Annotated in this window: 21 protein-coding genes; 18 read left to right on the plus strand and 3 right to left on the minus strand. The window is 41.2% G+C overall.

All coding sequences use genetic code 11. The annotated features are described in order from the left end of the window. Positions 1 to 132 precede the first annotated feature (132 nt). Positions 133 to 1,743, plus strand: a complete 1,611-nt coding sequence (locus H2672_RS05250; protein ID WP_186669932.1) for a putative polysaccharide biosynthesis protein — start codon at positions 133 to 135, stop codon at positions 1,741 to 1,743. Positions 1,744 to 1,753: 10 nt separating this feature from the next. Continuing rightward, positions 1,754 to 2,473 carry a pseudouridine synthase gene (locus H2672_RS05255; protein WP_186669934.1) on the plus strand — a complete coding sequence of 240 codons (720 nt, stop codon included), beginning with the start codon at positions 1,754 to 1,756 and terminating at the stop codon, positions 2,471 to 2,473. A 129-nt stretch (positions 2,474 to 2,602) separates the two neighbouring features. On the opposite strand, the gene H2672_RS05260 is transcribed toward H2672_RS05255, so the two are convergent. Next, positions 2,603 to 2,824, minus strand: coding sequence for a DeoR family transcriptional regulator (locus tag H2672_RS05260; RefSeq protein ID WP_186669936.1), 222 nt, complete (start codon positions 2,822 to 2,824; stop codon positions 2,603 to 2,605). Between the two features lie 269 nt (positions 2,825 to 3,093). Here H2672_RS05260 and pepV point away from each other — a divergent pair, with 269 nt between their 5' ends. Genes pepV through H2672_RS05285 form a run of 5 tightly spaced genes read left to right on the plus strand, consistent with a single transcriptional unit; the run spans position 3,094 to position 7,920 of the window. Then, positions 3,094 to 4,500: a dipeptidase PepV gene (pepV, locus tag H2672_RS05265; protein ID WP_186669949.1), complete on the plus strand. Its 1,407-nt coding sequence runs from the start codon at positions 3,094 to 3,096 to the stop codon at positions 4,498 to 4,500. A 2-nt stretch (positions 4,501 to 4,502) separates the two neighbouring features. Further along, entirely contained in the window at positions 4,503 to 5,357 is an 855-nt protein-coding gene (gene dat, locus H2672_RS05270) for a D-amino-acid transaminase (RefSeq protein WP_186669951.1), read from the plus strand. 32 nt (positions 5,358 to 5,389) lie between these two features. Continuing rightward, positions 5,390 to 6,364 (plus strand): nuclease-related domain-containing protein, encoded by a 975-nt coding sequence (locus H2672_RS05275; RefSeq protein WP_186669953.1) that lies wholly within the window; start codon positions 5,390 to 5,392, stop codon positions 6,362 to 6,364. Between the two features lie 29 nt (positions 6,365 to 6,393). Beyond that, positions 6,394 to 7,041, plus strand: a complete 648-nt coding sequence (trmB, locus tag H2672_RS05280; RefSeq protein WP_186669955.1) for a tRNA (guanosine(46)-N7)-methyltransferase TrmB — start codon at positions 6,394 to 6,396, stop codon at positions 7,039 to 7,041. A 33-nt stretch (positions 7,042 to 7,074) separates the two neighbouring features. After that, a complete protein-coding gene (locus H2672_RS05285) occupies positions 7,075 to 7,920 on the plus strand; it encodes a YtnP family quorum-quenching lactonase (protein ID WP_186669957.1) in 846 nt (281 codons plus the stop codon). A 273-nt stretch (positions 7,921 to 8,193) separates the two neighbouring features. Here the strand turns inward: H2672_RS05285 and H2672_RS05290 are convergent, their stop codons facing one another. Continuing rightward, a complete protein-coding gene (locus tag H2672_RS05290; RefSeq protein WP_186669959.1) occupies positions 8,194 to 8,508 on the minus strand; it encodes a hypothetical protein in 315 nt (104 codons plus the stop codon). 176 nt (positions 8,509 to 8,684) lie between these two features. Here H2672_RS05290 and H2672_RS05295 point away from each other — a divergent pair, with 176 nt between their 5' ends. The 9 genes from H2672_RS05295 to H2672_RS05335 all read left to right on the plus strand — a co-directional run bounded on the left by H2672_RS05295 (position 8,685) and on the right by H2672_RS05335 (position 18,112). Beyond that, positions 8,685 to 9,758, plus strand: a complete 1,074-nt coding sequence (locus H2672_RS05295) for a M42 family metallopeptidase (RefSeq protein WP_186669961.1) — start codon at positions 8,685 to 8,687, stop codon at positions 9,756 to 9,758. Positions 9,759 to 9,832: 74 nt separating this feature from the next. Further along, positions 9,833 to 10,354 carry a DUF84 family protein gene (locus H2672_RS05300; RefSeq protein WP_186669963.1) on the plus strand — a complete coding sequence of 174 codons (522 nt, stop codon included), beginning with the start codon at positions 9,833 to 9,835 and terminating at the stop codon, positions 10,352 to 10,354. Positions 10,355 to 10,453: 99 nt separating this feature from the next. Beyond that, positions 10,454 to 10,969 (plus strand): hypothetical protein, encoded by a 516-nt coding sequence (locus H2672_RS05305; RefSeq protein ID WP_186669965.1) that lies wholly within the window; start codon positions 10,454 to 10,456, stop codon positions 10,967 to 10,969. 148 nt (positions 10,970 to 11,117) lie between these two features. After that, positions 11,118 to 11,936: a DUF1444 domain-containing protein gene (locus H2672_RS05310; RefSeq protein ID WP_186669967.1), complete on the plus strand. Its 819-nt coding sequence runs from the start codon at positions 11,118 to 11,120 to the stop codon at positions 11,934 to 11,936. Then, positions 11,933 to 12,538: a YtpR family tRNA-binding protein gene (gene ytpR / locus H2672_RS05315; RefSeq protein ID WP_186669969.1), complete on the plus strand. Its 606-nt coding sequence runs from the start codon at positions 11,933 to 11,935 to the stop codon at positions 12,536 to 12,538. The genes H2672_RS05310 and ytpR overlap by 4 nt, the downstream gene beginning before the upstream one ends. 95 nt (positions 12,539 to 12,633) lie before the next feature. After that, positions 12,634 to 15,249: a DNA translocase FtsK gene (locus H2672_RS19815; RefSeq protein WP_186669971.1), complete on the plus strand. Its 2,616-nt coding sequence runs from the start codon at positions 12,634 to 12,636 to the stop codon at positions 15,247 to 15,249. 110 nt (positions 15,250 to 15,359) lie between these two features. Beyond that, the gene (murC, locus tag H2672_RS05325) at positions 15,360 to 16,673 is read left to right on the plus strand and encodes a UDP-N-acetylmuramate--L-alanine ligase (protein WP_186669973.1); all 1,314 of its coding nucleotides are present in this window, start codon (positions 15,360 to 15,362) and stop codon (positions 16,671 to 16,673) included. A 245-nt stretch (positions 16,674 to 16,918) separates the two neighbouring features. After that, positions 16,919 to 17,413, plus strand: coding sequence for a DUF948 domain-containing protein (locus H2672_RS05330; protein WP_186669975.1), 495 nt, complete (start codon positions 16,919 to 16,921; stop codon positions 17,411 to 17,413). 54 nt (positions 17,414 to 17,467) lie between these two features. After that, the gene (locus H2672_RS05335; protein ID WP_186669977.1) at positions 17,468 to 18,112 is read left to right on the plus strand and encodes a YtxH domain-containing protein; all 645 of its coding nucleotides are present in this window, start codon (positions 17,468 to 17,470) and stop codon (positions 18,110 to 18,112) included. Between the two features lie 125 nt (positions 18,113 to 18,237). On the opposite strand, the gene H2672_RS05340 is transcribed toward H2672_RS05335, so the two are convergent. After that, positions 18,238 to 20,250 carry a cell division protein FtsA gene (locus tag H2672_RS05340; protein ID WP_255485373.1) on the minus strand — a complete coding sequence of 671 codons (2,013 nt, stop codon included), beginning with the start codon at positions 20,248 to 20,250 and terminating at the stop codon, positions 18,238 to 18,240. Between the two features lie 288 nt (positions 20,251 to 20,538). On the opposite strand from H2672_RS05340, the gene H2672_RS05345 reads away from it, so the two are divergent. Together H2672_RS05345 and ccpA are read left to right on the plus strand one after the other, a co-directional pair. Next, a complete protein-coding gene (locus H2672_RS05345) occupies positions 20,539 to 21,624 on the plus strand; it encodes a bifunctional 3-deoxy-7-phosphoheptulonate synthase/chorismate mutase (protein ID WP_186669986.1) in 1,086 nt (361 codons plus the stop codon). An 82-nt stretch (positions 21,625 to 21,706) separates the two neighbouring features. Continuing rightward, positions 21,707 to 22,705: a catabolite control protein A gene (ccpA, locus tag H2672_RS05350; protein WP_186669993.1), complete on the plus strand. Its 999-nt coding sequence runs from the start codon at positions 21,707 to 21,709 to the stop codon at positions 22,703 to 22,705. Positions 22,706 to 23,168: the final 463 nt, after the last annotated feature.

The raw sequence follows: 23,168 nt of genomic DNA on the forward strand, positions 1-23,168 counted from the left end.
TGAAGTCATACATAGTGGGAATAACACTTTCAGTTTTTCTTTAATATACACAATTGACGGCTATACATTGTGAAAAGCGTCGCCTATGGGGTAAACTGTTAAGTAGATTTATGAAGAATGGAAGGATCAAACATGTCGTCAAATCTTGTAAAAGGGACCTTCATACTTACGATAGGTCTATTTTTATCGAAAGCGCTTGGACTCTTATATGTTATTCCGTTTTACGCAATCGTTGGGAAAGAAAGTATCGGTCTTTATCAATATGCCTACATCCCTTACAATATCGCGTTGGCTATAGCCATATCAGGGGCACCACTTGCAATATCAAAATTTGTAGCAAAATATAACGCACGTGGTGATTATGCAACCGGGCGGAGGCTTTTGAAGTCGGGAATGCTTGTGATGTTACTCACAGGTATACTTTCCTTTTTAACGTTGTACTTTTTAGCCGAACCGATTGCAAGACTAGTTCGTAAAAATGATGAACAAATCTTTACAGTAGAAGAGATTGCCGGAGTTATTCGTTGGGTCAGTTATGCACTGCTTGCCGTTCCGCTTATGAGTATCGTGCGTGGCTTCTTGCAAGGCAACCAGAAGATGATGCCGACTTCTGTTTCGCAATTAGTGGAGCAGATTGTGCGTATTGTTGTTGTTTTAGCAGGAGCATTTATTGTCGTAAACTTCATGCATGAATCACCGAGAACTGCAGTGAATTTTGCAGTGTTTGCAGCGTTTATCGGAGCGCTTGCGGGTCTCGGTGTACTGTTCAAGTATTGGAAAAGTTATAAACCGGAATTCGACCATCTTCTTGCGAATAGCACTTCTTCGAGTGATATTTCATTCAAAGATATGTACAAAGAAGTATTTGCTTATATTTTGCCTTTCGTTCTAGTTGGGGTTATTAATCCCCTTTATCAATTTGTTGATATGATTACATTCAACGATACGATGTCTTCAATTGGCTTTGCAGAGGTAACTGACATCTATTTCACTATGCTGAATTTTTTGACGCATAAGATTGTCATGATTCCAGTAATGGTTGCCACAGGATTTTCGATGGCGCTTATTCCGGTTATTACAAGTTATTATGCGAAAAATGATCAAAAAGGGATTACAAATTCACTTGATCAGACCTATCAGATTATGCTGTTTTTAACGATGCCAATCGTCATCGGATTAATTGTTCTAGCTAATGAATTTTACCAATTTCTATATGAAAAAGACGCTATGGGTGCAGAGATATTAGCAAATTATGCCCCTGTAGCAATTTTGTTCGGATTATATACGGTAACGGCTGCCATCTTGCAAGGTATTGACAAGCATAAGTGGATTGTATTCACGTCATTACTTGGTCTTTTTTTCAAACTTGCACTGAATATACCGCTTATCAAATTATTTGAAACAAATGGTGCAATTTTGGCAACATCAATTGGCTATACAATTGCAGTTGGTATAAATATAGCTATCATTACAAAAGTCCTTCACTATAGGTCGCAGATGGTATTCAGAAGACTAATTCTCATCGGTATTCTAAATGTCATCATGCTTTTAGCGGTCACATTTACGTTGAAAGGCCTGACAGCAATCAGTCCCACTGACGGGAAAATGCAGTCCCTCCTGTACATATTAATTTGTGCTGCAGTAGGCGCTGCTATTTACGGCTATCTATCACTTAAAACAGGTCTTGCACAGAAGTTATTCGGAGAGCGATTGACTAGATTTACGAAGAAATTAGGCTTTTAGGAGGAACAAAATGCGTTTAGATAAATTGTTGTCCAACATGGGATACGGTACTCGGAAAGAAGTTAAGAAATTGATGAAAAAAGGTGCTGTCCGGGTTAATGCAGAGCCGGTGAAAGATGCGGCTTTTCATGTCGATACAGTGAAGGATGAAGTAACCATACTTGGTGAAAAAGTCATCTATAAAGAATTTATGTACCTGATGATGAACAAGCCACAGGAGGTATTATCTGCAACTGAAGATAAAAGGGACCAGACAGTTATTGATTTATTAGACTCAGAATATAACATTTTTGAACTGTTTCCTGTTGGCAGGTTGGATAAAGATACAGAAGGTTTTCTGTTGCTAACGAATGATGGAAAGCTTGCGCATAACTTATTGTCACCTAAAAAAGGTGTGCCGAAAACGTATTATGCCCATATTGAAGGTATTGTTACAGAAGAGGATACCGAGCGGTTTTCAGAGGGCGTTATTCTGGATGATGGATATGAGACAAAGCCTGGTCAGTTGCGCATTTTGAAATCAGCCGATATTTCCGAAATTGAGTTGACGATTACAGAAGGGAAATATCATCAGGTCAAACGAATGTTTGAAGCTGTTGGTAAGCAAGTTATTTATTTAAAACGTTTATCAATGGGGCCCTTATCTTTGGATGAAAGTCTAGCGCTGGGGTCATACCGGGAATTGACGGAAGAGGAATTACAGCAACTTGTGCAAATTACTGAAAAATAAAAAGGGCTGAGCCGTTTGAGAATACGGTTCAGCTCTTTATTTTCATCCAAACCGCAGGCGCCAGCCTCAGTGCCTACGGAATGCAGGTACTGGAACTGACGCCTTACGCTTTTCTAGGTTATGTGCGGGTCATGAAGATAATTTCACTTTTTTTGCTGTCGTCGTCCATTTACCGCGTACCGGGCTTATAATAAGCTCGTTGTATTCCAGGACGTTTAAGTCCCTTTGTACCGTACGGTGAGTGATGCCAAATTCTTCGACCAGGTTTTCGGTAGTTACAGTACCATTATCAAGGATATAAAAGTAGATATCCTTGATGCGTGTAAGCATACGATCAGTTGCAGGTTTCAAGTGTGGAATCACCCCTTCATCTTCATTTTCCAAAAATTTTGGTCATGAGACTTATGAATGTTGCCTAAAGCACGTTGAAATTATCCCTGACGACGCACATCCTTTCGAAAAGGTTGAAAAGTCAGATTAAACATTCTGACAATACTAGTATAGCGTATTTCCTTGAAGATTGCATGAGTTTTTTGTAAAAAGTCTGTAAAAGAGGATTCCTCTTTATTTTCTTGGGTTAACGTGTGAAAATAGACTTATTGTGAAAGAAGGTGCCTTGAATGTTTAATTGGGAAAATGAAGCTTTGAAAAGGCGAGAATCTCTACTAACTGATTTACAAAGTTTAATTGCCATTCCTTCTGTGCTTGATGAAAGCGCAGCTACTGAAGATTTACCATTTGGACCAGAACCAAAGCGCGCGCTCGACTGGATTTTAGAAGAAGGTCGCAAAGCGGGAATGATTGTGAAAAATATAGACAATATGGCGGGACATATTGAGATGGGTGAAGGGGATGAACTCATCGGAATCCTTTGCCACGTCGATGTCGTACCAGCGGGTAGTAATTGGATACATGAGCCGTTTGGCGGTGCTATCGAGGACGGCAAGCTGTTTGGTCGCGGTGCTATTGACGATAAAGGACCGACTATAGCGGCATGGCATGCTATGAAAATGGTCCGGGACTCAGGTGTCACAATGAACAAACGAGTGCGGCTCATTATTGGAACAGACGAAGAGAGTGGTTTTCGTTGTGTGAATCGCTATTTTAAAAAAGAGGAAATGCCGGATATTGGATTTGCACCAGATGCAGACTTCCCAATTATTAACGCTGAAAAAGGAATTGCTTCTATCCTATTTAGGCAAAAGGCGATAACTGCGGATGGACAGCTTCTGTTATTTAAGTCAGGAAATCGAACAAATATGGTGCCGGATTATGCAGAGGCCCACTTGGCAGAGGAAGTTGAATTCAACAATGAACAGTTCATTACGTTTTTAAATATTCATGGCGTCACAGGGGGAGTTTCCACGGATGGTCGTAAAACCGTCATTAGTTTGAATGGGAAATCAGCTCACGCGATGGAACCAGATAATGGTGTCAATGCCGCTGTACTTCTAGCTTCTTTCTTGAATCGGATTTTAAAAGAAGGTCCATCAAAAGACTTTACACAATTCATGTTTGATGCATTTGCTAATGAATCTAGAGGGCTTTTCTTAGGTTTGGCATTCAATGATGAAATGTCGGGTGATACGACGCTGAATGCGGGTATCGTGACATACAATCCCGAAAGCGGTGGGGAAATTAACGTTAGTCTGCGTTATTCAGTTAGCTATCTTTTTGAAGAGAAAATGACGACATGTATGAAACGGTTAAAGGAAACACCTTTTTCGGTCGATATCGGATCGAACTCTGCACCGCATCATGTGGATGCAAACGACCCCCTTATTCGGACGTTGCAAGAAGTGTATACTGATCATACCGGTGAACATGCTGAGTTACTGGCAATCGGGGGAGGCACATACGCGCGTGTCCTTGAAAAAGGGGTTGCTTTTGGAATGCTATTTCCTGGTAGGGAAGATGTAGCTCATCAGGCAGATGAATATGTATATATAGATGATTTAGTGAAGGCTACTGGGATCTATGCAGATGCAATTAGCCGACTCGTATCTGAAAGAACGGAGGGGGAATAAGGATGACAGTATATTTTATGGATGGACAGTTTACAGAACGTGATGGATTAGCTATTTCGATTGAGGATCGCGGTTATTATTTTGGCGATGGTGTGTATGAAGTAATTAAAGTATATGGTGGGGAATTATACACTGCGGAAGAACATATAGAACGTTTATTTCAAAGTGCTACGAAGATAAAGATGACAATTCCCTATGCTGAAGTCCAGTTGATGGAAATTGCTCGTGAATTAGTGGCGAAAAATAACATTTTGGTTGGACACGTTTATATCCAAGTGACACGTGGATCCGCACCAAGACTTCACCAATTCCCTAATCCGGCAGTACCGCCAGTCGTGACAGGATATGCAATTAACAACCCAAGACCGATGGCGGGCATAGAAAACGGAGTCGGGGTCAAGTCAGTGGAAGATGTCCGTTGGTTGCGTTGCGATATTAAAAGTCTTAACTTACTTGGCAATGTTCTCGCTAAGCAAGAGGCGCATGAGGCGGGTTGTATAGAGGCATTGCTTCACCGTGACGGTGTTGTCACGGAGGGTTCTGCGTCGAATGTGTTTGGGGTAAAGGATGGAATAGTCTATACTCATCCTGTAACAAATCTTATTTTGAATGGCATTACACGGCAGGTTGTTCTAGGACTATGTGAAGAACAAGGAATTCCTGTCGTCGAGAAATCATTTACACTAGATGAAGCTTTTGAAATGGATGAATTTATCTTAACGTCAACAACATCTGAAGTGACACCAGTCATTTCAATCGACGGGCGTCCTGTAGGCTCGGGACTAGTAGGACCATTGACAAAGAACTTACAAAAAGCATTCAACTTGCAAATCCCGTCTTTCATTGCGGGTGAATAATAACGAACAGTATGTGATCGGAGTGAATGGACATGGCGCAACTTGTTAAACTGCTTGACTATGTCTCCCGTTACGAACAAGATCTTACGCGTTACCCTTCGCAGTATATCCGATTAAAAAGGTATCAATGGGAACGTATGAAGACCCAGTGGGAAAGTGGAGCGGATTTATCAGAATGGCAACAGGAGATTAAAGAGGTAGAAGAACCGCAAGAGAGCAAATGGTTTTCACCTCTACTCCGGGTCTTCGGTCAACGTAAGGATGTTGAGGCAGAGCAAGATCACGACAATCGCGTAGATGAAAAAAGTGATGAAGAAAATTTTGGATTTAGCCCAAATCTGATTCATAATCCATCAAGTCTTGAGCATTTAAGGAGACTGTATTTGGAACAACTTTTTCATTTTCAAATCAAGTGGGCAAGTTCGACGTTAATGGACAAGTCAAGAGTGGATTCGCGTTTTTTCCGAGATTCACTTTTACGAAGTTTCGCTCAGAATCTTCCGGATAATTATTTATTGTTTTATTATCCAATCTTGCTTCTGAAGAAAGCGCCTGTTGAGCTAGACATTATCATTGTGACACCTGTTGAATGCATGTGTATTACGGTACTTGAGAAAGAGGACGTTGCAGCGTTTAGCGGGAGCGGGGACAGATTCTGGTTAAAGAAGCTTGGGAAAAAAGAAACGAAATTTCTTAGTCCGCTCATCGCCCTGAACAGAACTGAAAAGATTATTTCAAGTATATTTAAAGCACAAGAAATCGATTTTCCTATACGGAAATATTTAATTTCACGTAACGGGTATATCGACCATCCAGGTTCTGCGTTTGATGTTGAAATTATCGATAGACGGTCCTATGATGACTGGTTTTCTGTACTTCAGAAATTGCCTGTTCCTATGAAATCTACGCAATTCAAGGCGGGCCAGGCAATACTTGACTTGGGGCAAACTACATCAATAAGTAGATTATTTGGTGAAGATGAGGAACAACAATCAGAAGAAGATTAATTACCTATAAATAGAAAAGAGTGTATACAATGCGACTTCGTAATAAACCATGGGCAAGAGACTACATGGCAGAACACCCAGATATCCTATTAGCAGAACCAGAAAAAATGATGAATGGTTGGCATACCCTTTTTGGTAATGAAAACCCAATACACATTGAAGTTGGGTCGGGTATGGGGCAATTTGTCATCGGCATGGCAATTGCCAACCCTAATGTGAATTATATTGGCATAGAGCATTTTGACAATGTTATCGTATCTGCGCTAGAAAAGGCGGTTGAAGCAGAAAAGCCGTCAAATTTAAAACTGTTTCGTGCAAATGGAATGGACCTTACGAAAATCTTCCACAAAGGGGAAATAAATAGGGTATATTTAAACTTTTCCGATCCGTGGCCGAAAACGAGAAATGCTAAAAGAAGACTAACGCATGAAACGTTTTTAAAGCTGTATGAAGAAGTACTTGCTGAAGGTGGGGAAATTCACTTCAAAACAGATAATCGTCTGTTGTTCGAATACTCACTTGTCTCAATGTCGGAGTACGGCATGAAGCTAGGCTATGTATCGCTTGATTTGCATGCAGAAATGCCTGAAGATAATATTATGACGGAATATGAAGAGAAATTTTCTGCAAAAGGACACCCGATATACAGGCTTGAATCTCAATTTACTAATTCATAATCGTATTAGACAAGGGAATGGGAGGATGTTTCTGTGGATACATATACATTTCATGATATGACGTTGAGGTGGCTAGATGGTAGTGGGAATTTTCTAGACGGCGGGACGATGTTTGGAGTTGTTCCAAAAGCACTTTGGTCAAGGCGATACGAAGCTGATGAACAAAATCGTATCAAGATGAGAAACGATCCGATTTTTATTCAGTATGAAGGTAAAAATATATTGATCGACACGGGGCATGGAAAAGGAAAACTCAGTGAGAAAATGATGAAAAATCTGGGCATTGTTGAAGAGGCAAAGGTTGAGGGGAACCTTGCTGAGCTGAGTTTATCACCGGAAGACATTGATATTATTCTTATGACACACATGCATAATGACCATGCAGCGGGTTTGACAGAATGGCGTGAAGGGAATCTTGTTTCTGTTTTCCCGAACGCTGAAATTTACGTTTCACAAACCGAATGGGATGAAATGCGTAATCCGAATATCCGATCCAGGAATACATACTTAAAAGAAAACTGGGAGCCTGTTCAGCTACAGGTGAAGACTTTCGAGGGAAGCATTACGATCATGCCGGGAATTGAAATGATCCATACAGGCGGTCATAGCGATGGTCATAGCGTTATCAAATTGACTCAGAATGACGAAACGATTCTCCATATGGCTGATATTATGCCTACACAAGCACATAGTAACCCGTTGTGGGTTCTGGCTTTTGATGATTACCCGATGACGTCAATTTTTGCTAAAGAAAAGTTGATGAAAGAGGCACTTGCAGGTGGATATAGATTCACATTTTACCATGATGCTTATTATCGACTTGTTAAATGGGATGCAAGTGGCAAAGAAATCATAGAATCCGTTAAGGTTACTATTTAATAAAAAACCGTCACAATTCCAGTGGAATCCGGAATTGTGACGGTTTTTTAAAAGAAAAGAAAGTAAACTTTTTTTCGACTTAGAAATGTGTCTATACTTCAGGCGCCAGCCGCTTGGAGGCCCACAGGATGTGGGTCACGTAGCCATTGCCGCAGGACGCGGCGTACTTAGGCTACGTTCCTTGAAAGCAATCCAGCTATGTGGCAAAGAGCGCCACGTCGCTGGATCGACATATGCCTGTCGCGTCTAGAGGGCGCCTTGCGCTTTTCTTAGTTATGCTTTTATCAGTTCAACGACTGTACCCGTTTTTGCATCTGCTGCAAATTCGAATTGTTCCAGTTCGCCTTCTTTAATACGTGATATGCCACCGCGGTAAACATCCATAGTAATGACGTTGTTCTTGAATGGTTCAGTTTTCATGACGATCCATGAACCATCTATCGGACCTTCATTTTTAAAAGCATCTTTAATTGTGTTTAGAACAGAGTCTGCCGAAACGTTTTGATTTACTCGGTCGATAGTTTCACTGACTACAATACCAGCCGCAACACCAGTTACTACACCTGCTAGGAAATCTGTTAATTTCATTCTCATTACCCCCTATATCGGTATTTCAAACAGTGTACCACAATTTTAGTTAGCTTTGCGAAGCTAGTCTATTGAAATGATAATTCGTAATCCGAATTAAATGATGGAAAGTTTCTGAATAATCGACTACACTAATTACAGTAGGTACATACATAAAAAGTGGGAGGAACTATTCAATGCAAAAAGATACGCTTGAAATGTTTAGGACGTTGACAGAACTTCCGGGTGCTCCGGGTAATGAACACGCGGTACGTAGATATATGCGTGGAGAACTTGGAAAGTACTCTGATGAATTGATCCAAGATAACCTAGGTGGTATTTTTGGCGTTAGAAAAGGGCCTGAAGATGGCCCACGTATAATGGTTGCGGGTCATATGGATGAAGTTGGATTTATGGTTAGTCAAATTACGGATAACGGAATGATTCGTTTCCAACCACTTGGCGGATGGTGGAGCCAAGTACTACTAGCGCAGCGCGTTGAAATTATTACGGATAGCGGTCCAATTATCGGTGTCATTGGTTCGATTCCACCACATCTACTAAGCGATGGAGTGCGCAATAAACCAATGGATATAAAAAACATGCTTATCGATATTGGTGCAGACGATAAAGAAGATGCTAAGAAAATCGGCATTCGTCCGGGTCAGCAAATTGTTCCAGTTAGCCCGTTCACTCCAATGGCGAATGACAAAAAAATACTTGCTAAAGCTTGGGATAATCGCTACGGCTGCGGACTTGCAATCGAATTATTAAAAGAAGTGCATGGCGAAAAATTGCCGAATAACTTGTACTCCGGGGCAAATGTTCTCGAGGAAGTCGGACTTCGTGGTGCTGCGGCAGCTGCAACGATGATCAATCCGGATTTATTCTTTGCGCTTGATGCAAGTCCAGCAAATGATGCCACAGGTGACAAAAATGAATTCGGTCAACTTGGAAAAGGGACATTACTCCGGATTTTTGACCGTTCGATGATAACTCACCGCGGTATGCGCGAATTTATCCTTGATATGGCAGAAACACATAATATTCCTTATCAGTACTTCATCTCACAGGGGGGGACAGATGCAGGACGGGTCCATACGTCGAATGAAGGCGTTCCTAGTGCGGTCATTGGTATTTGTTCACGATACATTCATACATCGGGATCTATCATCCACACGGACGACTACGCAGCAGCGAAAGAGCTTCTTGTGAAGCTTGTTAAGGCATGTGATAAGACAACAGTAGAAACGATTAAAAGTAACGTATAATCTGAAATCCGTCCTTACGCTGTTAAATGGCGTAAAGGACGGTTTTCTATTTGGAGGAATGGAGGAGAATACGAATGGAATTTATGATAGGATCTACGAACCGCGCAAAAGTGAAAGCAGTCAAAGAAGTTTTGGCAATTCATTTTCCGCAGGCACTTCTTGTTGAGACCGAAGTAGGGTCAGGTGTTTCAGACCAACCTTTTGGTGATGATGAAACTAGGCTTGGTGCTATTAATCGTGCATTACGCGCAGCGGAATCGAAAGCGGGTGCAATCGGAATCGGACTAGAAGGCGGCGTCCGAATTCTTGAGGGACAAATGTTTCTATGTAACTGGGGTGCGTTGACACTGCCTGACGGGACAAGGTTCACGGCGGGGGGCGCACAGATTCCATTACCGAAAGAAATTGCAGATGAGTTGATGGCGGGGAAAGAACTGGGACCAGTTGTTGATACTTATTTCAAATCGAGTGGTATCCGGATGAAAGAAGGGGCTATCGGTATGCTGACTGCGAACGCGGTGAAACGTGATGAGTTATTCGTACATATTTTACAGCTCTTGATAGGACAATATAAATACTATCTGCAATCTCAGTAAATCTCGACGTGCTTGGTTACAACGTGTTTTGGTTGCAACTAATCCGTAACAACATTAAAATGATAAACAGTGTTTAAATTAATGATTGGGGGAAATCGAATGTTCCGAAAATGGAAATTCATATTCCTGATGACGATATCTGTATTAGCGCTTGTAGCATGTGGAAAATCGCTAGACGAAAAAGCAACTTCGGGAGTCGAAGCGGCTAGAGAAGCATTTCATTCGAACGATAAAAATCGAACAGAAGAAATTGACGGCATTAAACTATATCTACCTGCTGGATTTAAGGTGAATGATAAGTCAGATGCACAAAATATCGTCTTTACAAAAAACGGAGAAACATTCATCCTCTTTGTCAATCCCAATGAAACAAGTGACAGTAAACTGTTTTATGATTTGCTTCTTACTGATAAAAGTAAAGAAATTGTCGAGCAAGCAACATTTACGGATGAAGGCACATTCGGTTTTGTGGCGGTAGTCAAAAGCGGCAATGATGATGTTGAGCTAATTACGAGTGTTGGTGGATCAAAAATGACGACTATGACGAAAAAAGGAAACATCGAAGAAAACCTAGCAAGAATGATGGAAATCGTGCGTTCTATTAATCAAGAGTAGAAGCGCTTTTCTGGAAAACGATAAAAAGGTATAAGTTTTTCGACACGCAATGGTGTCTAGGCTCAAGGCGCCAGCCCCTCAAGTCTGAAGCGCTTTTTAGGGCTAAACGGCGCCTTAAGTAATTCATATGAATGGAGGAAATAAGTAGATGAATTCTGCACAGCTTGTTGAACTATTAAAAGAGCATCTTCCATCTGAACATTTCACTTGGCGGTTTGACCGGAAAACGGATAAGGTTCGTCTAGAGCATTCGGTTCTAAAAAAAGGGATGGATATTTCGCTTCCTGAAATTCTTGTGAAATACGAGCAGAAAAAAGAGGCAGCCATAAAAGAAATAGTTTATACAATCGGTGAGACGTTTAAAGCAATGGAAAAAGAACAATTGATAGGTTTCTCTGATAGTACGATTATATATCCTGTAATCAGGTCTTCATCATTTCCGAAAGAATCTGCAGTAGGACATCGTTTTCTTATGAAAGAACATACGGCTGAAACGTGTATCTATTATGCACTTGACCTTGGAACGACCTATCGGTTAATTGATGAAAGTATGCTGGAGTCCCTCCGCATGACTGAAGCGGAGATAACAGAGTCTGCATTATTCCGTTTAAGGGCATTACCGACTGCGATGAAGAAGGATGAAGTCTCGGGTAATATCTATTACTTTATCAATAATAATGACGGTTATGATGCTAGCAGAATATTGAACAGTGCTTTTCTAAAAGAGATGGAAGCGAAAGTTGAAGGTCATATGACTGTTTCTGTTCCACACCAAGATGTACTAATTATTGGTGATATCCGGAACGATACAGGGTACGATGTGCTTGCGCAAATGGCTATGCACTTCTTTACTACTGGCACTGTACCGGTTACATCTTTGTCATTCATCTACGAAGATGGAAATCTTGAACCAATCTTCATCATGGCTAAAAATCGTTTGGCAAGAAGGGAAGGAAAGAAAAAATGAATATATTTTATAACTTAAATGGTGTTGGAGATGTGTTGCTTGTGCAGCTTGCACTTACACGTCCGGAAGCTATTGCAACGAAGTCGCAAGGGGATGTTACGTTAATCCATGACGAGGCTACTGGAGAATTAGCTGCATTTAATCTATTTAACGCATCATCTTACGTGGAAAATGAAGCGGTCGGGGAAGTTGAGTTGACTGAGGCTGTGGCGAGTCAATTGCAAGATGCACTTCTGAAGAATGGCGTAGAGATTAAACTTGATGTAGATTTCACACCGAAGTTTGTTGTAGGACATATTTTGACAAAAGAAAAACACCCGAACGCTGATAAGTTAAGTGTTTGTACAGTAGATGTCGGCAGTGAAACAGTCCAAATTGTCTGTGGTGCACCGAACGTGGATGCGGGACAAAAGGTTGTTGTTGCAAAAGTTGGAGCTGTTATGCCATCTGGAATGATCATTCGCGATGCAGAACTACGTGGGGTTCCATCGGCTGGAATGATTTGCTCAGCTAAAGAACTAGGTTTGCCTGACGCGCCTGAAGAAAAAGGGATTTTAGTACTAGATAACAATGCCGTAACTGGTGAAATTTTCACTAAGTAAGAGCGTAAAAAAACGTACCGATAAGGTACGTTTTTTTGATTTCATAAATTGATTTGATTTTGTCGTGTCAGTACTGTTAAAATAGAGTGATTGACATGGAAAGAGTGATAGTCTTGAGTTGGTTTAAAACAATAGTAGACCGGTTATTTGGACCGGATGAAGACAATAATAAAGTGGAACCGAAATATGTAGAAACAGAAATTGATGAATCATTAAATAAAATTGAAACAAAGAACAGTACATCATTTCGCTTTCCGATTATCTCAGATGCAGAAATATATGGTTGGGATGATGAATCTGTTATTGAAGTTGATTATCCAAAAGTCCCGTCCAAAAATGACGATATGGACGATAATTATGAAACGAAACCGCTTTCTGAAAATGCTAAATGGCCTAGTGATAAGAGAACTGTCAATATCTTCAGGGCTGAATCTTTACTGAAATATGGCGTGGAAGAGAAAGAGAAAGAGAAAGAGAAAAGAAGTTCTTTATCCTCCACAAAAAAGGCTCTTCGGGAGGAACTTCCACCGAAAGTGAATGTAACGATACAAAAGCGTTCTAGTAAACCATTTACACCGACCGCAGTACCTTCGCCGGTTCATGGATTTATTAATCCGAAGAGAGAAGCAGCGACACCTTTGAAAGTGGAAGAAGTGAAGTTGCAACCATTGGAAGAAAAGGAAGTTGTCACAAAAAGACAGCTTACACAGCCAGGTGATTCTTCTCCTGAAAACGAGAAGGCGATTAGTATACCAATTTTAAACGCGGAATTTGTGGTTGGAAATGACAGCAGTAAAGTCACTTCTAGTGAGATAGAGCCGCTAAACATTGAAGATTACGAAATCGAATCGACAGTAATTGAGGACGCAGAGACAGTAGTCGTGCCTCATCCTTTAGAGCCTTCTAAGGATGAAGTTTTTGCAATTGAATCGGTAGTGGTTGAAGAGGATTTCAAGGGAATTATTTTGGATGAAATGGAACATACTAAGGATGCGTTACCTGATGCTGAGAAAGGTGTAGAGCCTTCTCCTGCGATACCTGAATTGGTAGAAGAACAAATTTCAGAAACAAGAAAAGAACGGACTGTACCATTTAATGTATTGATGTTAAAGTCCGATAAAGAGAAACTTAAAGCAGTAGTGTCTTCAATCCCCCAAGTACCAATTGAAAACACAAAAGTTAGTATATCTAAGCCGATAAGTACGAAACCTTTGGTCGACGTTTTAGAAGAAGTTTTCGTAGAGTCGAAAGAAATAGTTGATGAAATCTTAGAAGAAGATGAAGAACCCTATTATGCTTTCCCGTCACTGGATTATCTAATTCCACCTGAATCGCAAATCGAAGATACAGAGTGGCTGGAATCGCAATCTGAAAAACTTGAAGAAGCATTGTCGCACTTCGCGGTTAAAGCGACCGTTATCGAAGCGATGCAAGGTCCGACAGTCACTCGTTTTGAACTGACTGTCGGAGTAGGAACTAAAGTGAGTAAAGTACGAAATTTAACAGATGACTTGAAATTGGCACTGGCAGCCGAAGATATTCGTATCCAAGCACCCATTCCTGGAAAAAGTTCCATTGGAATTGAAATTCCCAATCGGAAGACGAGACCTGTTCGGATATCCGAAGTTATTGCAACGGAGCAGTTCAGGGCTTCTACGTCCCCGCTTGAAGCTGTGCTTGGATTAAGCCTGACTGGAACACCAGTAACCTTAGATCTTCGCAAGATGCCACATGGTATGATTGCTGGGGCTACGGGTTCGGGTAAATCCGTCTGCATTAACTCGATTTTGGTCAGCTTGCTTTACAAAGCTGCACCAACCGATTTGAAAATGATGCTGATTGACCCTAAAATGGTTGAACTTGCACCATTCAACGGCATACCACATCTAATCAGTCCTGTGATTACGGACGTCAAAGCTGCAACTGCTGCATTAAAATGGGCAGTGGCGGAAATGGAGAGACGTTACGAGCTGCTTGCTCATGCAGGTGTGAGGGATATCGAGCGTTACAATAAAGCGGTTGTAGAAAGTCGTCGCTTCTCTTTGAAGATGCCTTATCTTCTAATAGTCATTGACGAACTTGCTGATTTAATGATGATGGCGCCTGCGGATGTCGAAGTGTCAATTAGTCGAATTGCACAAAAAGCACGTGCTTGCGGTATTCACTTGATCATCGCGACACAGCGTCCTTCTGTCGATGTTATTACAGGTACAATCAAAGCGAATATCCCAACACGAATCGCATTTTCAGTTTCATCACAAATCGATTCTAGAACAATAATCGATTCCCCTGGAGCAGAAAGGCTACTTGGGAAAGGTGACATGCTTTACATTGGAAATGGACAATCTTCTGGCGTCAGACTACAAGGTACATTTGTCACGGATGAGGAAATAGAGCGTATAATAGAACACGTTCGGAATGAGGCAACACCAAATTATTTATTTGGCCAAGAAGACCTTCTTGCAAGTAGTATTGAAGAAGAAGGAGCCGATCCACTTTATGAAGAAGCTTGTCTCTTTATCCATGAAACAGGCAGTGCATCAACGTCTCTGTTACAACGTAATTTTAGTATCGGATACAATCGAGCCGCCAAACTAATGGACCGAATGGAGAAAAGTGGATTCATCTCAGGGCCGCGGGGGAGTAAGGCACGTGATGTCTTTTTAACGGAAAGTGATCTCGATCGACTTGCAGATCGTATGGAATACTAACTAGCCTAGCAATGCAAAGTGTAAATCAAAATGCTTAAATAACAAATGTAGTGAGAAAAAATTAATGATATTTATTAAGGGGAACAGAAATGATCCCGGGAGGTTGCATTATGACGTTGTTCCATTTTACTGGCATTAAGGGCGCTGGAATGAGTTCGCTCGCCCAAATACTTCACGATTCTGAGAATGAAGTACAAGGTTCAGATGTGGAGAAATGGTTCTTCACTGAAGATCCGCTCCATGAAAGAAAAATAACTGTTTTGAAATTTGATGAAAACAATATTAAATCAGATATGACAGTTATCGCAGGAAATGCTTTTCCTGACAGTCATCCAGAACTTATAAGGGCTAAGGAACTTGGCCTCGAAATTATTCGATACCATGACTTTTTAGGAAAGTATATGGAGAAATTCATATCTGTCGGAGTGACGGGCTCACATGGTAAAACGTCGACTACTGGCTTGCTTGCTCATGTGTTATCTGGACATTCACCAACTTCATATTTAATTGGAGATGGTACGGGTAGTGGTCCTGCAGATAGCGAGTACTTCGTATTCGAAGCTTGCGAATATAAACGACATTTCCTGGCATACGAACCCGACTATGCGATTATGACGAATATCGATTTTGATCATCCTGATTATTTTAAGGATCTAGCGGATGTGATGGACGCATTTGGTGAAATGGCACTCCGAGTGAAGAAAGCCTTAATTGCCTGCGGTGATGATAGACACTTGCAAAAGATTCAGGCTAACGTTCCAGTACTCTATTATGGATTTGAAGAATCGAATGATTTTGCTGCGAAAAACATCATCAAAACTGTGGAAGGTTCGACCTTCGATGTTTTTGTAAGGAACGAATTTTATCATAAATTTACAATACCGCTGGCTGGGGATCATGCAATCTTGAATTCCTTAGGTGTGATTGTACTCTGTCATTATGAAGGAGTAATAGCATCCACTATCCAAGAAAGACTGTCCACTTTTCATGGTGTTAAAAGAAGGTTCACAGTACTAGAAATCGCGGATCGAATTATTGTGGATGATTATGCCCATCACCCTACTGAAATTCAGGCGACATTGCAATCAGCGCAACAGAAATATCCTGAACGTGAAATTGTTGCGATATTTCAACCGCATACATTTACGCGGACCGCTGCTCTTCTAGATGAATTTGCAGAAAGTCTTTCAACTGCCGACCATGTCTATTTATGCGATATATTCGGGTCGGCACGCGAAAAGGTAGGTAATTTAACCATTAATGACCTGGTTGATAAAATTCCGGGTGCAAAACATCTGGATCTTGATGATAATAAATCACTTGAATCTCATGGAAACGCAGTCTACCTCTTCATGGGTGCAGGCGATGTTCAGAAATACATGAGCGCATTCAAGTCTTATCTTGATAGAGAAGAAACAGTTTAACAGTACACAGTTTTTTCCCTATTGCAATTAAAAAACAGCTTGACCCTGGATCGGGTAAAAGTAACATGATCCAGAGTTAGCTGTTTTTGTTTTGGGAATGAAAAAATCACGAAAAAATAAAATGTTTTCTAATTTTGTGAAGGGAATTGAGGATTGATGTCGAAGAGGTAATAAGAGGAATAACGTTTATTTTACTCTTGAAAAGGGTAGACAATATTATATGAGTATTTGAAGGAGGCAGTACCGTGGTAAATTTACTGTACATAGCGGCAATTGTCGCTGCAATCGCATTTTTGATTTTATGCATTAGTTTGGCGAAGACCCTATCTTCATTGAAGAAGACATTACAAAGTGTATCTGGAACAATGGAGGGGCTGACGACTCAACTTGAAGGGGTAACAACGGAAACAACAGAACTTCTTCATAAAACAAATCAACTTGCCGAAGACATTCAGCAGAAAGCCGAAAAATTGAACACTGTTGTCGATGCAGTTAAAGGCGTCGGGGAGTCTGTCACAGTACTCAATTCCTCTGTTCGAAGGGTTTCCAGCAATATCGCTACAGAAGCAGAACGAAATAGTGACAAGATTGCGCAAATCATTCAATGGAGCAATGTGGTTATCGACATTATGAGCAAAGTAAAGGAACGGAAGACGGGTAAGACGAGCACGAAAGGGTGGACTGCTTACAAGCCAGTACCAGGCCAAAAGAGATTGCCTAGCCCGAATAAAGGCTTATAAATAGGACCCAAATTTCAATATATATATAGTTTGAAAAAATAGGAGGAATCGGATATGAGTGAAGAAAAAAAAGTGAAATCAACTAATAATGACCCACAATACAATCAAGGTGGCCAAGGTTATGAAAATGCGTATGGTCAACCATCATACCTACCGGCAAATTATGATTATAACAAGGACTATACAGATTCTTTCTATGATGAAAATGAAGGTTCAGGAGCGGGAAGCTTCTTAATGGGTGCACTTGTCGGAGGAGTTATCGGAGCAGCTGCAGCACTATTCTTGGCACCAAAAACGGGTAGTGAAATGCGAGGGAATCTTACGACTCAAGCAACTCAACTGAAAGATAAGAGTATTGAAATCAGTTCTGTTGCGAAGGGAAAAGCAACAGAGTTAACTTCGGTCGCAAAAGAAAAAACGGGTGAATTATCGAAAACAATCCAAGAACAATCTGGACAATTTGTCGATAAAGTGAAATCGATGAAATCGAAAACATCTATGCCGATGGATGATGGAACAGCATCTTCAGAAGGTGAAGAGTCTATTGATTTCGTTGATACAGCAAATTCCAAAATTGAAAATGCTATCGAAGCTGGAGAAGAAAGTATGACAGCTACTGCTGAAGCATTAAAATCGGCAGTTGTGGGAAAGACTAATAATGCTGGGGAAGCTACAACTGGCAATAGTGATGTGTCTTAAGGTGACGGTGAGAACCTTGGTAAAGATAAAATAACGATTCAAAACTACGTGTCAGACATTCTTGAGAAGTGAGAAAATGATATGTTAAAAGTCCATCTACTCAAATTCGAGTAGATGGACTTTTTTTAAGTAAAACTGATTTCAAGTCTATCGCCGCCAAAAATAGCATCGTTGAATCCGATTGCTGTCCCGTTTCGAAGTAATTTATAATTACTAGATGGGTTTTCGGGCAAACTATAATCTGTAAATGCGAAGATGTCGCCAAAAATAATAGGGCTTTCACTTAGTGTTACAAAATTGAGGCGGTCACCAGGTTTAACAATGGCAGACACTTCCGTATCATGACCGTTCAGCGTAAAAGTAAGTCGTGGTTTTCGAATTGTGACGGCTTCATTGTTAAATAGTACCGATAGTATATCGAACGCCTTTTTACCCATCTCAGCTATAACTTCATCTATGGTAGGGCTGGGCGGTTTTTTAGTTGTAATCCGGTCTCCATCTTTGATTACGTGCGTAGGCTGCACCGCAGTACCCATAATGAAGAACTCGATGTTCTTTTTTTTCAAGGTGACCTTTTTTTGATTGATGGATACTGTGTAAGTATTGTCAATTAACTGGCCATTTTGATGTGTTTTTTCAAACGCTGCTGCGACTGTTCTGGTATGTGTAACTGTAATTTTATCACGGTCTTGGATGGATGTATGGATGCTTTTGAGAACTCCATTAATGTGAATAAGGGGTTCCAATAGCACTGCAACTCCGTCCATGGTGGCACTGATGGCCATCATATCCTCGACAAGGTCATGTACAGTTGCGATTGCGTTAGTTCCATCACTGCCTGGAAGTAAGTCGATAGTATCCCCGTTTTTAATGTAGTCTTTCGTGCTCGCTTTTACCCCATTCAATAGGATTGTTGAGGGTGTACCATGTTCGCCGGGTATAATGATATCCTTGTCATTTACTGTTATTGTCATTCCAAGTCCAGGCATGCCGTATAGTTGGCGGGCTTTAATATTTGCGGCAAGAAGTGCATCGCTAACGGTCATTTCTTTTAATTCGAATAGGCGTAGCACCTTGTCATTTACAGATACGGACATATAGTGAATCGGTGCTCTTCTTGCTGCGATAGCGATACCGATTGGTGTGACGAGTTCTGGTGATGAAATAATTCCAGGTTCTAATGTAACTCCCGTGAGAGCATCCAATCCCCGAATACCTACCCTGTTTTCAGGAAGTCCTAAGCATACACTAATTTCTTTTGTCAGCCCGGGAGTTAAACTTCCACCACCAACAACCATGACCGCTTTAGGGGGAACTCCATTGTTCAAGCGCTTGATTTCATCTGAAATTGACTTTGCCAGTCGGTCTACAGCAGGTTTAATAATAACGGTTACATCCCTTGATGCAACATTTTCTTCAAAGCCTAGAATGTCCGTCATGACAATTGTATCTTCTGTTGTAATACTTCTTTTGGCAGTTTCAGCAAGCGGGAAATCAAGGAGATAATGGTTGCTGAGTGCTTCTGTAATTTCATCACCTGCAAGTGGTACCATGCCGTAAGCCACAACGGTGTTGTTATCGGTAATAGCTATATCCGATGTCCCTGCACCTATATCGACAAGCGCGACGTTTAGGCGTCTCATGGATGGTGGGATTAGGACATTGATAGCTGCAATCGGTTCCAGTGTCAGGGCTTCCATTTCGAGTCCTGCACGTTTGAGCGCCGAAAGAAGTGATTCGACAACGACTCGAGGAAGGAATGTCGCGATGACGTCAACAGAAGCAGATCGTCCTGCCTGTTCTATTAAGCTGCCTATTTCATCACCTTCAAGTTTGTAGTAAAGAACGGAATAACCAACACAATAATAATAATCGTCTTTTGTAACCGTATCGGAGGACAGCAGTTTTTGCTGGGCTTGTTGGACTGCTGCAAGTTCTAAATGATTGACGTCTTCAACAGAAATGAGGGACCTTTCTGAAATGTCGATAGCCATTGAACCTTCTGATGTTTTTAGGGCACGGCCCGCGGCAGCAACGCTGACTCGTTTCAAGGGACCATGCTTTTCCTCAAGTATTTCTTTGATTTCTGAAATAACGCTTGCAACACTTAAAATATTATGTATTTGTCCGTCAATCATTGAACGTTCTTTATGTTCAATCGAAACAAGATCTGCAACGTGAAAAATACCGTTGTCTTCAATCAGGATGATTCCGACGACCGAACGCGTCCCGATGTCGAGTGCAAATAGTGTAGTAGGCAGAATTATTCATCCTTTCTGTCGATAAATGTCCAGTATTAAAAAGAATAAGTAGAAATAACGTGACTTTTCAAATAGTCTTCTTTATACTTAGGTCTATTATCAAAAATGTAACATATATTCTTCTCTACTGAAAGAGAATTATATATACGGGGAGGAGACGGACAGATGAGACAAAATGATTTAGATGAATTGCGCGGCCGTGTAAACGAGCTGAATGTTAAAGTTTTGGATCTTATTAACGAAAGAACAACTGTAGTCCAAGAAATTGGTAAAGTAAAAGAGAAGCAGGGTGTTAATCGGTATGATCCGATTCGCGAACGTGAAATGCTTAATTTCCTAAAAGAATCTAACAATGGTCCGTTACCTAACGGCGTTCTTGAACAGATTTTTAAAGGAATATTCATGTCTGCACTTGAAATACAAGAAGACGATCAACGCAATGCTTTGCTTGTATCCCGTAAGAGAAAAGCCGAAGATACAATTGTGGACATTAATGGCCATAAAATTGGGGACGGAACTCCGTCATTCATTTATGGTCCATGTGCAGTCGAATCGTATGAGCAGGTTTTAGCTGTTGCATTGTCCATCAAAGCAAAAGGGTTAACGATGATAAGAGGCGGAGCTTACAAACCACGTACATCACCGTATGATTTCCAAGGTCTTGGCCTTGAAGGGTTGAAAATTCTTAAACGTGTTGCTGATGAAACGGGTCTTTCAGTTGTTACGGAGATCATTACGCCGTCACATCTTGAAGAAGCGCTTGAGTATATCGACGTTGTTCAAATCGGTGCACGTAACATGCAAAACTTTGAATTGCTGAAAGAGGCTGGAATGATTAATAAACCAGTTCTTCTAAAACGTGGACTTGCAGCGACAATCGATGAATTCATTCATGCAGCTGAATATATACTTTCTAAAGGTAATAGCCAGATCATCCTTTGTGAACGTGGTATCCGTACATATGAACGGGCAACTCGCAACACATTAGATATCTCTGCCGTTCCAATCTTGAAGCAGGAGACGCATCTTCCGGTCTTCGTTGACGTAACTCACTCTACAGGTAGAAAAGATTTGTTACTGCCTACAGCGAAAGCTGCGATAGCAGTTGGTGCAGATGGCGTAATGGCTGAAGTGCACCCAGATCCAGCTGTTGCATTATCCGATTCTGCACAACAGATGGATCTGCAACAATTTGATGAATTTTATGAAGCCATTAACCAATTCATGAACACACATACAACAATCTCATGAGTAGACGCCGGGCCTATAATGGTTCCGGCGTTTTGATTACATAGGGTATAATGAGTATATATATATAGAAGGAGGGATTTTAATGGCTATAACGATTTATGACGTAGCCAGGGAGGCCAATGTTTCAATGGCAACGGTCTCCCGTGTCGTTAACGGCAATCAAAATGTAAAACCTGCAACGAGAAAGAAAGTTCTCGACTGCATTGAACGACTTGGCTATAGACCAAATGCTGTTGCAAGGGGTCTCGCTAGTAAGAAGACGACAACAATCGGAGTCATCGTTCCTGATATCTCGAAAAGTTTCTACTCTGAGCTTTCCCGTGGAATAGCGGACGTTGCAACGATGTACGAATACAATATGATTCTGTCGAACTCCGATGAGAGCACGGATCGAGAAGTAGAATTGATAGAAGACCATCTTGGTAAACAAGTGGACGGGCTTATTTTTATGAGTGATTCAATTTCTGATGAAGTGCGTGCCGAAATGTCGACAGCGAATGTACCAATCGTTTTGGCTGGAACGTTGGATGTGGAAAAACAGTTAGCAACGGTGAATATTGATTATGAAGAAGCTGCTTATGTAGCGGTCAATAAATTAATTCAAAATGGTCATACGAAAATCGTTTTTGTTTCGGGGCCATTTACAAGAGATATCAACCGTATCGGTAAAAAAGCGGGTTATATGAGAGCCCTCCAGGATGCGGATATTCCAGTTGATGAGCAGTTCGTCATTGAAATGGAAGATACGTACGATGGTGCATATGAAGGTTGGAAACAAATTCGTGGATTGCAGGGGCAACCAACTGCCGTTATTGCAGGAAGCGATGCGATTGCTGTCGGTCTGTTAAATGCAATTCGGGATGGCGGATTATCTGTACCTGAAGATTACGAACTCATCTGTTTTGAACATTCCATATTGGCAAGGGTAGTAAGACCGCAACTTACTTCGATTGTCGTTCCGCTTTATGATTTAGGCGCAGTGTCAATGCGTTTGTTGACGAAGTTGATGAACGGGGAAGAGGTTGAAGAACAACAAGTCATTTTACCTTTCCGACTTGAAGACCGTAATTCTATGAAATAAGAAAAGAGAAAGGCGCCGTTTAGACGCGGCAGGCATAAGTCGATCCAGCGACGTGGTGCCCTTTGCCACATAGCTGGATTGCTTATGACCCGAGCGGCTGGCGCCTGTAGCTAGACAATAAGAAAAGCGGAAGGCGCCGTTTAGACGCGGTAGGCATAAGTCGATCCAGCGACGTGGTGCCCTTTGCCACATAGCTGGATTGCTTATGACCCGAGCGGCTGGCGCCTGTAGCTAGACACTATTATAAGTTAAAAAACGTATACTTTCTGATCATTTGAAAAAAGAGCAATCCTATCAAGCGGTTATCCGGCTGAAGGGGATTGCTCTTTTTGAGGAATAATATTGCTATTTGTCACGTCTGTTGAATAATCAAAAGTAACCAGCAAATAACTTGATCACACACTGGGGGTTACGTGTCTAGTTGCATTTGAATTGCTTTGGATTGAATGACCTCTATTACGAT

It is taken from the genome of Sporosarcina sp. BP05 (genome assembly GCF_014282005.1).
Classification (GTDB): domain Bacteria; phylum Bacillota; class Bacilli; order Bacillales_A; family Planococcaceae; genus Sporosarcina.

What these genes read in the sequence shown, in the direction of transcription:
- H2672_RS05250 (WP_186669932.1), top strand. Translation starts at nt 133, where the DNA reads ATGTCGTCAAATCTTGTAAAAGGGACCTTCATACTTACGATAGGTCTA.
- H2672_RS05340 (WP_255485373.1), bottom strand. Translation starts at nt 20,250, where the DNA reads ATGATTGACGGACAAATACATAATATTTTAAGTGTTGCAAGCGTTATT.
- H2672_RS05300 (WP_186669963.1), top strand. Translation starts at nt 9,833, where the DNA reads ATGGAATTTATGATAGGATCTACGAACCGCGCAAAAGTGAAAGCAGTC.
- H2672_RS05275 (WP_186669953.1), top strand. Translation starts at nt 5,390, where the DNA reads ATGGCGCAACTTGTTAAACTGCTTGACTATGTCTCCCGTTACGAACAA.
- trmB (WP_186669955.1), top strand. Translation starts at nt 6,394, where the DNA reads ATGCGACTTCGTAATAAACCATGGGCAAGAGACTACATGGCAGAACAC.
- H2672_RS05290 (WP_186669959.1), bottom strand. Translation starts at nt 8,508, where the DNA reads ATGAAATTAACAGATTTCCTAGCAGGTGTAGTAACTGGTGTTGCGGCT.
- H2672_RS05295 (WP_186669961.1), top strand. Translation starts at nt 8,685, where the DNA reads ATGCAAAAAGATACGCTTGAAATGTTTAGGACGTTGACAGAACTTCCG.
- H2672_RS05345 (WP_186669986.1), top strand. Translation starts at nt 20,539, where the DNA reads ATGAGACAAAATGATTTAGATGAATTGCGCGGCCGTGTAAACGAGCTG.
- H2672_RS05335 (WP_186669977.1), top strand. Translation starts at nt 17,468, where the DNA reads ATGAGTGAAGAAAAAAAAGTGAAATCAACTAATAATGACCCACAATAC.
- murC (WP_186669973.1), top strand. Translation starts at nt 15,360, where the DNA reads ATGACGTTGTTCCATTTTACTGGCATTAAGGGCGCTGGAATGAGTTCG.
- H2672_RS05255 (WP_186669934.1), top strand. Translation starts at nt 1,754, where the DNA reads ATGCGTTTAGATAAATTGTTGTCCAACATGGGATACGGTACTCGGAAA.
- dat (WP_186669951.1), top strand. Translation starts at nt 4,503, where the DNA reads ATGACAGTATATTTTATGGATGGACAGTTTACAGAACGTGATGGATTA.
- H2672_RS19815 (WP_186669971.1), top strand. Translation starts at nt 12,634, where the DNA reads ATGGAAAGAGTGATAGTCTTGAGTTGGTTTAAAACAATAGTAGACCGG.
- H2672_RS05305 (WP_186669965.1), top strand. Translation starts at nt 10,454, where the DNA reads ATGTTCCGAAAATGGAAATTCATATTCCTGATGACGATATCTGTATTA.
- H2672_RS05310 (WP_186669967.1), top strand. Translation starts at nt 11,118, where the DNA reads ATGAATTCTGCACAGCTTGTTGAACTATTAAAAGAGCATCTTCCATCT.
- ytpR (WP_186669969.1), top strand. Translation starts at nt 11,933, where the DNA reads ATGAATATATTTTATAACTTAAATGGTGTTGGAGATGTGTTGCTTGTG.
- pepV (WP_186669949.1), top strand. Translation starts at nt 3,094, where the DNA reads ATGTTTAATTGGGAAAATGAAGCTTTGAAAAGGCGAGAATCTCTACTA.
- ccpA (WP_186669993.1), top strand. Translation starts at nt 21,707, where the DNA reads ATGGCTATAACGATTTATGACGTAGCCAGGGAGGCCAATGTTTCAATG.